The 10,931-nt window shown below is 53.4% G+C and carries 7 protein-coding genes and 1 pseudogene; all 8 read left to right on the top strand.

Translation table 11 applies throughout. The annotated features are described in order from the left end of the window. The first annotated feature begins 307 nt into the window (after positions 1-307). The 8 genes and pseudogenes from N0M98_RS02570 to N0M98_RS02540 all read left to right on the top strand — a co-directional run bounded on the left by N0M98_RS02570 (position 308) and on the right by N0M98_RS02540 (position 10,914). A complete protein-coding gene (locus tag N0M98_RS02570) occupies positions 308-2,494 on the top strand; it encodes a sensor histidine kinase (RefSeq protein WP_259616861.1) in 2,187 nt (728 codons plus the stop codon). Positions 2,495-2,710: 216 nt separating this feature from the next. Beyond that, positions 2,711-3,673, top strand: coding sequence for a carbohydrate ABC transporter permease (locus N0M98_RS02565; RefSeq protein ID WP_249866471.1), 963 nt, complete (start codon positions 2,711-2,713; stop codon positions 3,671-3,673). Then, positions 3,670-4,515, top strand: a complete 846-nt coding sequence (locus N0M98_RS02560) for a carbohydrate ABC transporter permease (RefSeq protein ID WP_249861934.1) — start codon at positions 3,670-3,672, stop codon at positions 4,513-4,515. The genes N0M98_RS02565 and N0M98_RS02560 overlap by 4 nt, the downstream gene beginning before the upstream one ends. A 108-nt stretch (positions 4,516-4,623) precedes the next feature. After that, positions 4,624-6,393, top strand: coding sequence for a cache domain-containing sensor histidine kinase (locus tag N0M98_RS02555; RefSeq protein WP_259616860.1), 1,770 nt, complete (start codon positions 4,624-4,626; stop codon positions 6,391-6,393). Further along, positions 6,371-7,975 carry a response regulator transcription factor gene (locus N0M98_RS02550; protein ID WP_259616859.1) on the top strand — a complete coding sequence of 535 codons (1,605 nt, stop codon included), beginning with the start codon at positions 6,371-6,373 and terminating at the stop codon, positions 7,973-7,975. Before N0M98_RS02555 ends, N0M98_RS02550 begins: the two co-directional genes overlap by 23 nt. Positions 7,976-8,092: 117 nt before the next feature. Continuing rightward, positions 8,093-9,400, top strand: coding sequence for an ABC transporter substrate-binding protein (locus tag N0M98_RS02545; RefSeq protein ID WP_259616858.1), 1,308 nt, complete (start codon positions 8,093-8,095; stop codon positions 9,398-9,400). A 307-nt stretch (positions 9,401-9,707) separates the two neighbouring features. Then, positions 9,708-9,809, top strand: a pseudogene (locus tag N0M98_RS34020) (RHS repeat-associated core domain-containing protein); the annotation flags it as partial. Between the two features lie 226 nt (positions 9,810-10,035). Next, a complete protein-coding gene (locus N0M98_RS02540) occupies positions 10,036-10,914 on the top strand; it encodes a DUF6602 domain-containing protein (RefSeq protein WP_259616857.1) in 879 nt (292 codons plus the stop codon). The last annotated feature ends 17 nt before the right edge of the window (positions 10,915-10,931 follow it).

Below are 10,931 nucleotides of genomic sequence, written 5' to 3'. Positions count from 1 at the left end.
CCCCTTTGAGGGGCAAGCCCGGGACCGCTCGCGGTTGGCAGACTTTCAGTGCGCCTTCTTAGGCGCGTGCTAGTACCATGCCCTTATAGGGCTGATGGAAGCCACCGGCTAAGCCGGTGGTTATGACTTGTTCTACGGCCCAGGAACCCTCTATAGGTGAACGGATGATCCGCGAGTATGCCGAAAGTCGCAGTTTCGCGTCATATGCCGCCGAGCGTTAAAATTTTGCATCGAAAAAACAGGAATTTCCGATGATTTGACGAAATTTGTAATCACTACATCTTTTTCGTAAAAAGGAATCGTCCAGATGGCACATGATAAATTGGCCGTGAAGAGCCTCCTGATTCTGTTCATTTCCGTCGCGTGCTGCTGCGCGAACATGCTGCTCTGGCCGACTGCTCCGGCCGCGGCGTCACCGGAAGCTCCGTTATCGCCGCCTATGAGCGAAGCGGCCGGCGGCACGCTGGATCTATCCGGCTGGAATCCCGAAGAGAGGGGCACCGTCCGTCTGAACGGGGAATGGGAGCTTTATTGGCGCCGGCTGCTCGAACCCCGCGACCTGAGCGCAGGAGTGGCGGAGCCCGATGCGTATGCCCGCGTGCCGGGGACATGGGGGCAGTATCGGATCGGCGGGGAATCTCTCGGCAATCAGGGCTACGGAACGTACCATTTGACTCTGCTGCTGCCTCCCGGCGCGGTATCGGACACTACGCTGGGCCTGTATATTCCTCATGCGGCCTCTGCCTACAAGCTGTGGGTAGACGGGAGGCTGCTGGGAGGAAAAGGGACGGTCGGCGCGAGCCGCGAACAGATGATTGCGGGAAATGCCGCCGATACGTATTATTTTGTTCCGTCCGGGCCCAGAGTGGAGCTGACGATACAGGTATCCAACTTCGTCCAGCGCAAGGGCGGGCTGTGGGATGAGATCAGGCTCGGTTCCAAGGAGCAGATTGCCCGCATCAGCGAGCGGAAGGTCGTGCTGCAGACGCTGTTGTCCGGCTGCCTCTTGATCATGGGGCTGTACCATTTGATTCTGTACGTACAGCGCCGGAAGGACCGGTCGACGCTATATTTCGGCGGTTTATGCGCCGTCGTCGGCGTCCGGACGTTATTCGTCGGAGATACGGTCGCCGTTCAGTTATTTCCGGCGATTCCGTGGGAGCTTGGCGTGAAGCTGGAATATTTGGGCGCCATTTACGCGCTGCCCTTGTTCGCGGCTTATGCCGAATCGCTGTATCCGAAGGAACTTTCCCGCCGCCTGCTCGTCTGGATCGTCTGGACCGCTTGCGCGGGCAGTCTGTTCGTGCTGGCGGCGGAGGCCCGGCTGTATACGCTGTTTATGCTGCCGCTCCAACTATTTATTATGGCCGTCTTCGTTTATATTGCCTGCGTATACGCGGCGGCCCTGCGCCGCAAGCGGGAGTGGTCGGGGCTCAGTCTCGTCTCGCTGGCCGCGATTATTGCGACTGCGTTGAACGACACTTTATATTACAACCGGCTTATAAATACCGGAGATTTGTTCCCGTACGGCGTGCTGGCCGCGGTCTTCATTCAAGCGTATATTTTATCGGTGCGCTTCTCGCGTTCCCTGGTTCAGGTGGAGAAGTTATCGGGGCAGATGGCGGCGCTGACCGGAACGCTGGAGCTGAAGATCAAGAAGAGAACGGAGCAGCTGGAGAAGTCGAACCGGGAGCTGCAGAACGTATCGGAGGAGCTGATCCGGCTGGAGAAGTCGCGCCGCCGGCTCTTATCCAACATCTCCCATGAGCTCGGCACGCCGCTTACCTTGATTCAAGGCTACGTCTCTGCGATGATGGACGGCGTCGTCCCGCCGGGGGATGCCAGGACGTTGAAGCTCGTCTTGGACAAGTCGGAGATGATGGACCGGATTATCGGAGATTTGTCGGAGCTGTCGAAGCTCGAATCGGGGCAAGTCCGCTTCCGGTTTATCGAGCTCGATCCGCTGCAGCTCCTCTACGATATTTACGAGCGCTATGAGACGGACATTCGCTCCGGCGGTCTGGAATTCACGATTCGCGCTGCTCCGTGCCCGTCCGGGACGTACGTGCCCGTCATATGGGCCGATCCGGCGAGACTGGAGCAAGTCTTCGTCAATTTCCTGTTCAATGCGCGCAAGCATACGCCTGCGGGCGGCTCTATCGCCTTGGAGCTGGAGTGGGTCTGGCCTAAGCGGACGGAGGCAGCCTCATCACCTCGCGTCGTCTTCAAAGTCGCCGATACGGGAGCGGGCATACGGCCCGAGGATGCGCCGCGGGTGTTCAACCGGTATTTTCAAGCCGGGGACCGCGAGCAGGTGAACCGGACCGGGGTCGGGCTCGGGCTTGCCATCGCCAAGGAAATCGTCGGCTATCATAAAGGGAAAATCGGCGTGCACAGCGTACCCGGCAGCGGAAGCACCTTTTATTTCTCGCTGCCGCTGCGAATGAAGCAGGATAACGACGCATCGGATTCCGCAGACGGACTTTCGCTCTGAACCGGGGCGTTTATACCAAATGGACATCGTCAAGTCTTCCGTTCTGCCGCGGCAGAGAGGGGGGCTTTTTGCTGTGAAGGAGGGTCCCGTACGATGATCTCATTGTTCAATTTTGAAAAAGAAGTGTTCATTCCCCTCATTTTAGAGCCCGCCGCCTTCTCTTATACTTGTAAGCAAGAGACAAGCGACTTTGTAAACTAAAGGTGGGCTACAATGATGAATTCTTCGACAACCTCACTCTCCTCTTCGAAAACCGCCCGCAAACGGACTTCCGCCTTCTCGCTGAAAGGCCGCTGGGAATCGCCGATTGCCGGATATTTGTTCATTTCGCCGTGGCTGCTCGGATTTTTGCTGTTAACGCTGTGGCCGATGCTGCAATCGGTGTATTACTCCTTCACCAAATTTACGCTGCTCGATCCGCCCGATTGGGTGGGCCTCAGAAATTACGAGAGAATCTTCGCCGACGACGATACGTTCCGGCAGTCGCTCAAAATTACGCTTTCTTTCGTAGTGCTGTCGGTTCCGCTGAAGCTGATCAGCGCCCTGCTGGTCGCTATTGCGCTCAATAAGAAGATTAAAGGGATTTCCTTCTACAGAACGCTGATCTATTTGCCTTCGCTCATCGGAAGCAGCATCGCCGTGGCTGTCCTGTGGAAAAATATGTTCGGCATCGACGGCTTTATCAACAAGCTGCTCAGCTTTGCCGGCATTAAAGGCATCAGCTGGATCAGCAGTCCGGGCACGGCGCTCGGCACCTTGATCATTCTGGTCGCCTGGCAGTTCGGCTCTTCGATGGTCATTTTCCTGGCAGGTCTCAAGCAGATTCCTGCGGAGCTGTACGAAGCTTCTTCGGTGGACGGAGCCTCCAAAATGCGGCAGTTTGTCCGGATTACGCTGCCGATGCTGTCTCCGGTGCTGCTGTTCAATCTGGTGCTGCAGACGATCGGCTCGTTCCAGATGTTCACGCAGGCATTCATTATTACTAAGGGAGGGCCGGTCAATTCGACGTACATGTATGCGCTGTATTTGTACGATCGCGCGTTTTCGCGCTACGACATGGGCTACGCCTCCGCCTTGGCGTGGATTCTGCTGGTCATCATAGGCATCGCCACGGCCGCCATTTTTGCCTCGTCTAAATATTGGGTATTCTATGAAACGGAAGGGAATGGGAAGAAATGAATCTAACTGTGCGCCGATCGATCCGATCGCATGTGCTGCTAACCTTGTTCAGTCTGGTCATGATCTACCCTGTTCTGTGGTGGGTCGGTGCAGCGTTCAAATCGAATGATGAGATGAGCTCGCCTTCTTTGTTTCCGACGCATTGGCTGTGGAGCAATTTCACCGAAGGCTGGACGGCGATTCCGAAGTACACGTTCACCCATTTCTATATGAATACGTTCGAATTGATCGCAGGCGTGCTGATTACGTCGGTGCTCTCCTGCAGCCTGGTCGCGTTCGGATTTGCAAGGCTCGATTTTCCGCTCAAAAACTTCTGGTTCTCGATTCTGATGGTGACGCTGATGCTTCCGACTCAAGTTACCCTGGTGCCGCAGTACATTATGTTTAATGCGTGGGGATGGGTCAACACGTATTTGCCGTTTTACGTTCCCCATGCGCTGGCGGGAGGGATCGGCGGCCCGTTCTTTATCTTCCTGCTCGTCCAGTTTATCCGCGGCCTGCCCAAAGATCTCGACGAATCGGCCAAGATGGACGGCTGCAGCTGGTTCGGCATCTATTGGCGCATTATTTTGCCGCTCACCAAACCGGCGCTGGTTACGGTCATGATCTACTGCTTCCTGTGGAACTGGGACGATTTCTTCGGCCATCTGCTGTACATCAATTCCGTGGACAAGTATACGGTGGGCCTCGCGCTCAAGCTGTTCGTGGACAGCCAGTCGGCGCTGCCTTGGGGACAGCTGCTGGCGATGTCTTTGGTCTCCGTCGTACCGTCGCTCATTTTGTTCTTCATGGCTCAGAAGCATTTCGTCGACGGCATTGCGTCGGGTGCGGTGAAGGGGTAAAATGAGGCTGCCATCATAACGATTATAGCGGGAAAGCTGCTTGTTACGGCAGCTTTTTTCTGCATAAGGGCGGTTTGAGGCGCAGCGGAGGACAGAGGGGGGAGCATCGTGACGAGCCTGCTTAAGAGGGTAAGGATCGATCGATTGTTTTTCGGCAGCTTCGCGGTATTTATTGCCGCCCTGCTGCTTATTTTCACCTGGATCAGCTACAGCATCACTTCCCGGGAGCTCGCCGATAATACGTCTTATTACCAGCAGGATTTGCTGGGGGAGCTGAACAAGCAGCTCGACATTCAGCGCCAGTCGATCGAGCAGATGTCGCTTGCGGCGGCGCGCAATATCGATACCGTCGGCTATAACCCGCTGGAGAAGGATTCCTTCGAGCGGCTCCGGCGCAAGAAGGACCTGCTGAATATGCTGGCCAATATCACCTACAGCACGACGATGGTTCAATCGATTTATTTGTATATGGAAAATCCCGAGCTTACCGATTCGCAGGCGCCCGTGAAGTTTCTCGATATTCGCGATGTGCAGTCGCAGAGCTGGTATCCGGATGTCAAGAGCAACGATTTTGCCTGGATAGGCGATCATATGCTGGATACGAACACGGGGCCGCAGCATTTTATCGGGTTCGCGCGAAAAGTATATAATAACTCGGGCAAATATTACGGATTGCTCGTGCTTAATGTGAAGGCTTCGGCGATAGAGCAGCTGGTCCGCGGCGAGACGGAGCAGAGAAACCGAATATTGCTCGACGCCGGCGGCAAGACGATCTCGGCGATCGGCGGCCTGACGCTGGGCGACTCGGAGCTGAGCCGGATTCGCGCCTCGGAGAAGAAATCCGGCAGCTTCCGCTTGCCGGCGGCACCGGCCGGGGGCGACGCGCTGCTCGTCTGGAGCAAATCGCATTCGGACTGGATTCTGGCCGAAGCGACGCCGTGGAGCAGCATCGTTCACGGCAGCGTGCGTCTCGCTTATGCGCTCGTCGCCGCAGGCTTATCCGCCATTTTCATCGCTTCGTTCTTCACGCTGTTTCTGTCCAGGCAATTTACGAAGCCGATCCGGCAGCTGCTGGCGATTATGAACCGGGTTCCGGGAAGCGCCTCCGCCTCGCACCTGCCGTCGGATTACACGAATGAATTCGGCAGCTTGTTTAACGGGTACCGCCGGCAAATGGAGCGGATCGAGGAGCTGCTGCAATCGCTCAAAGCGCAGCATAAGCGCCAGCGCGAAGCCGAGATTTTGGCGCTGCAGGCGATGATCAACCCGCATTTTCTATACAATACGCTTGACCAGCTGAACTGGCTCGCCATTGAGGCCGGGCAGGAGAAGATCAGCCGGATTTTATCGCTGATGGGCAAAATGTTCCGCATCGGCCTGTCCAACGGGGAGACGATGATTCCGATCCGGGACGAGCTCGTTCATGTGGAATCGTACTTGCAAATTCAAAGTATACGTTGGGGCGATGGCTTAACTTACTCGATTGAAGCGGACGAGGCGCTGAAGGAGCTGTATATCCCGCGGCTGACGCTTCAGCCGTTCGTCGAGAACGCCATTATTCACGGCTTTCACGGGCGCCGGACGGGCGAAATACGGATTGAAGCGGAACGGGAAGGGAACGCTCCGCGTATCGAATTCCGAATTTACGATAACGGCGTAGGGCTGCGGGCCGATTGGAGCGAGAAGAAGAAGCGGAGGACGGGCGGCTACGGCATCCGCAACGTCAAGGAGCGTATCGCCGCTTATTTGGGAGCGCCGTACGGCGTGCAGCTGCACAATCTCGACGGGCAGGGAACGCTGGTAAGGATCGTTCTGCCTGTCATTCATAATCTAGAAGAGGCGGAGGAGGAGAGCCATGTGGCGGATTCTCATCATTGACGACGATTTTCAAGTGCTGGACGGCATGCGCAAGTCGATCCCGTGGGAGCAGCTCGAGGCCGAGTGGGTCGGGGAAGCGATGGACGGCGAGGAAGGGCTTGCCGTCATCCGGGAGACGAATCCGGATATCGTCATTACCGATATTTATATGCCGGTGATGAACGGGCTGGAGATGATCGAGCAGCTGCGAAACGAGCGGTTTCCGGGAGAAATCGTCATCTTGAGCGGCTACTCGGATTTCCAGTATGCGAGACAGGCGCTTAGGCTTCAGGTCAGCGATTATTTGTCCAAGCCGGTCACGATGGAGGAACTGCGCGCGGTGCTGGAGCGCGTCATTCAAGAGCTGGAAGCCAGAGAGCTTAAGGAGCTGGAGCAGGAAGAGATTAGGCGGAGGCTGAGAATGTACGAGCCGTTCGTGCAGAAGGAATGGCTGAAAGCGGTCGTTACCGGCACGTTCGACCGTTCGGTAGCGGACGAAAGCTTGAAGCTGTCGGAGAAAGAATATTGGAGCGAGAGATATCATCTCGTGATGGGAATGGAGCTGGCGAGCACGATGCGCATTTCCAACTTGACCTTGACGGATTGGAACTTGTTCCGGTTTGCGCTTGCCAATATCGTCAGGGAGCTGCTGGCCGATCATTGGCCGGAGGCGGAATTCGTCGAGCTGCACAGCCATCATGCGGCGGTCATTTTTCATCTGAAGCGGGACATGAGCGGGGAAGAAGCGTTGCGGGACATACGCCGCGCGGCGGAGCGGATGGCCGACTGCGTCCGAACCTATTTGAAGCTGGAAATACGGACCGGGTTCGGCGGGATTACGGATCATTGGAAGGAAATATCCAATTCTACGGAGGAGGCGTTTCTCGATCTGCTGCAGCAGACGCTGGTGACCGATCCCGCGCAATCCGGCGTTCTGCCTGCGGACAGCAAGATCGCGATCCGCCCGATCAAATTTTGCCAGGAGCTGGCCGAAGCGATCGTCTATTCCAAAGAGGAGACCACGGATGCGATCGTGGAATCGTATGTCCGGCAGCTGGGAGAGACTGCATCCGTATCGCCCGCTTACGTGCAGTATTTATGCCTGGAGATTTGGACGATACTCGCCTATTCTCTGTACAGTACGGGTATTGTGCTGGATGAATTGTTCCCTGAACAGACGGTTTCGCAGGAAGTGAGCCGGATCGCGACGGCGGGGGAGCTGGGGCGGTGGCTCAAGGAGAAAATTCGCGTCATCTCCACAAGCCGGGGCTGGAGCGAAAATTCGCGGCATAAGGATACGGTGGAATTTATGATTCAATATGCGCACAGCCGCTACCCCGAAGAAATCAATCTGGAGGATGTATCCAAGCAGCTCTACTTATCGCGCAACTATTTGAACCAAATATTCAAAAAGGCGATGGGCGAAACCTTCACCAACTACGTCATCCGCGTCCGGATGGAGAAAGCCAAGGCGCTGCTGCTTGAAGGACGGCATATGATCTATGAAATCGCCGAGATGGTAGGGTACAAGAACGTCCCTTATTTCAGCTCCCTTTTCAAAAAATATTACGGTATGAACCCGAGCGAGCTCGGCAAAAAATAGGTTGTGATCAATAGTGACAGAAATGTGTTCATTACTCTTATTTTTCTTGCTTCCTGACGTCATTATAATGAAACTTGTTAGAATAACCTGCTGATACAGGAAGGGGATATGGGAAAGATGAGAAAGCAGATGCGAACATGGGGGTTGCTTTCCTTAACGGCTTTGGTGGCCGCGAGTCTGGCCGGCTGCGGTTCGAATACGAACGGCCAGCAGAGCGCAGCCGACGCGGGGGCTTCCGCGGGAAGCGGGGATAAGCCGGTCAAGCTCAGAATCGTTTGGTGGGGCTCGCAAGCAAGACATGATGCGACATTAAAAGCGCTGGACGCGTATACGAAAAAGCATCCGAACGTTACCTTCGAGCCGGAATTTTCCGGATTTGACGGATATGCCGATAAGCTGGCTACCCAGGCTGCCGCCAAAAACGCGCCGGACATTATTCAGATGGACCCGGCCTGGCTGTCGGAATACGCGGGCCGAAACCAGCTGGCCGATTTGTCGCAAGGCATTCATACCGAGGATGTCGACAAGTCGCTCGTCGATTCGGGCAAATATAAAGATAAATTGTATGCGATTCCACTCGGCAACAACGCCACGGGAATGGTTTTCAACAAAAACGCCGTGGACAAGCTCGGCATTACGCCTCCGGCCAACGGCTGGACCTGGGATCAATATTTCCAGTTCGGCAAAGACGCGAAGGCGAAGCTCGATAAAGATAAATATGTGCTGATGGATTACACCGCCGATTATACGATGTATACCGCTTACCAGATCAGCCAAGGAAAAGGCTACCCGATCACGGTGGACGGCAAGTTCAACATCGACAAAGCGACTTGGCTGGCTTATGTGAACAAGTATACGGAGCTTAGAAAAGACGGCGTCGTTCCGCCTCCCGACGTGGCCAGCACCGATAAAGAATCCGACGCCAAGCTCGATCTGATGAACAACGACACCGTGCTGATGAAGCGCAGCTTCGCCGCCTTGTTCCCGGGCTATGAAGGCGTCAAGCCGGGAGCGTATACGCTGGTGACGCAGCCAAAAGGGGCGCAGTCCAGCGGCTGGCTCAAGCCGTCGATGTTCTGGTCGATCAGCGCCGACTCCAAATATGTCGAGGAATCGAAGAAATTCATCGACTGGTTCATTAACGACACCGAAGCGGCCGACATTCTCGGAACGACCCGCGGCGTGCCCGTATCGAAGAAAGTGCTCGATTATTTGACGCCGAAGCTGACGGCTTCCGACAAGCTGCAGATCGAGCTGATCAAGAACGTCTCCCCGGACGCGCAGCCGTTCAACCCGGGAGCCAAAGGCTGGAGCAACTATACGGCCAAAGATTTCAAGGACATCGGGGAAAAGGTGATGTTCGGCAAGATGGCGCCGGAAGCGGCTTACGACGAGCTGGTGAAGAAGGCGAAGGATTATCAGTAAGGAATAGATTTATGGCTTGCGGCCTCCGCTCACATTGCGATGAGCGGGGGCTATTTTTGTTGTTGTTTTTTGAGGTATGGAGTGGCTTGGAAGGAGGAGCGGGATTTGTAGTTTGTTGATGGATAAGTTAAACCTTAGTGTTGATTTCCGTGCACTATCGGTATAAGGTCATGGAGATGTCGTTCAAAATTGCCGCGGCGGTTGGGTAATGTGAAAAATGCCTATCAGTATGGTGAGTAAGGAAATATTGAAGTTGCCAAGAGTAAGTGAGATTCGGAGTACATACTCTTTGCGGGCATGGTATTAAGATCCAAGTGTAGGGCGGTTTATTAATAAGGATAGCTATGAGGGGCAAGTGGATAATCCGTTATCTTTGAACCTTTACACCTATGTTCAGAATAATCCGGTGTTGTGTTTTTTACGAGGAAGCTATTAAACCACAATCTTAAAGTTAGAAGGGGGCTGTATCTATTTTGGTACCGCTCTCCTTTTTTGCTTTTTTATTTCTAAAGGTCATAGTTCTCACAGCTTTCGGCGAATATTTGATATGGTTTAATTTAAGGTTTAGGCAAATTAGACACTGAAAATGTAGTATAATTTTGGATATAATTCTAAATTATTTGGGAGGGATATAAATGTCGGAAAAACAAGAAAAGATTCAACTGGAACCAGATACAAAAACAATAGACGAAATTATTGGTAACTATGTCGAGTTGGAAAAATCCACGGTGAGCCAACTTCTCTTTAAATTTAAGAAGCACGGCAGTACCATCGGCGGCTTTAGGGAAGATATTTGGAGAGAGTTATTCGTCCATATGGTGCCCAAGAAATTCGTGGTGGAGCAATCCGTTTTTATTATGGATTCAAAAGGACACGTTTCTCCAGAGGTAGACTTAGTGATTTTGGATGAAATCTATACTCCGTATATTTTTCGTAAAGGACGATTAAAATTCATTCCTATTGAAGCGGTAGCAGTTGCAGTGGAATGCAAGAGCTTATCTGCTTCTTATGATTCCTTGAAGACTTGGGCAGATACAATTAAAGGACTGCAAGCTTCCCGGGAATCAGTTGCTAGAATGCACAGCTATATCGCTACAGGGGATATGGGGGGGAAACCCCAAACACAAACTGCGACACGCCCAATCTTGATTTATTGTTGCTTGGGTAATGAGCATAACAAAAACATAGGATTATTTGATTTTGCATTGCAAGCAGATTCGGAGCATAACAAGATCAATATTCATCGTAAGCAGGGAATCAATACTTTAGGCGAGTGGTATCGCGCCCTAAATCATAATGACGCAGAGGTTCCTGGAAATTTAATCTACGATGCCTCCAACATAAAGGGTTCCATAGACAGCTACAAAGTGACGAGTAGCATTAATGGTAAAAAAACAGAGGTCTCGTTGTTGTCTTTCAACTTTCAGCTAAATCAGTTACTTATGCTCGTCAACAACCCTATGCTGTTCCCGCACATGGCTTATGTTGACATGTTTAACAAAAAGGACATATAGCATATGAACAAGGAGGT

The organism is Paenibacillus doosanensis (genome assembly GCF_025060755.1).
Lineage (GTDB): Bacteria > Bacillota > Bacilli > Paenibacillales > NBRC-103111 > Paenibacillus_S > Paenibacillus_S doosanensis.
This window is presented reverse-complemented; position numbering and strand designations above follow the sequence as displayed.

Excerpts from the sequence above, each read along its gene's own strand:
- N0M98_RS02565 (WP_249866471.1), top strand. The coding sequence starts at position 2,711 with ATGAATTCTTCGACAACCTCACTCTCCTCTTCGAAAACCGCCCGCAAA.
- N0M98_RS02560 (WP_249861934.1), top strand. The coding sequence starts at position 3,670 with ATGAATCTAACTGTGCGCCGATCGATCCGATCGCATGTGCTGCTAACC.
- N0M98_RS02545 (WP_259616858.1), top strand. The coding sequence starts at position 8,093 with ATGAGAAAGCAGATGCGAACATGGGGGTTGCTTTCCTTAACGGCTTTG.
- N0M98_RS02550 (WP_259616859.1), top strand. The coding sequence starts at position 6,371 with ATGTGGCGGATTCTCATCATTGACGACGATTTTCAAGTGCTGGACGGC.
- N0M98_RS02570 (WP_259616861.1), top strand. The coding sequence starts at position 308 with ATGGCACATGATAAATTGGCCGTGAAGAGCCTCCTGATTCTGTTCATT.
- N0M98_RS02540 (WP_259616857.1), top strand. The coding sequence starts at position 10,036 with ATGTCGGAAAAACAAGAAAAGATTCAACTGGAACCAGATACAAAAACA.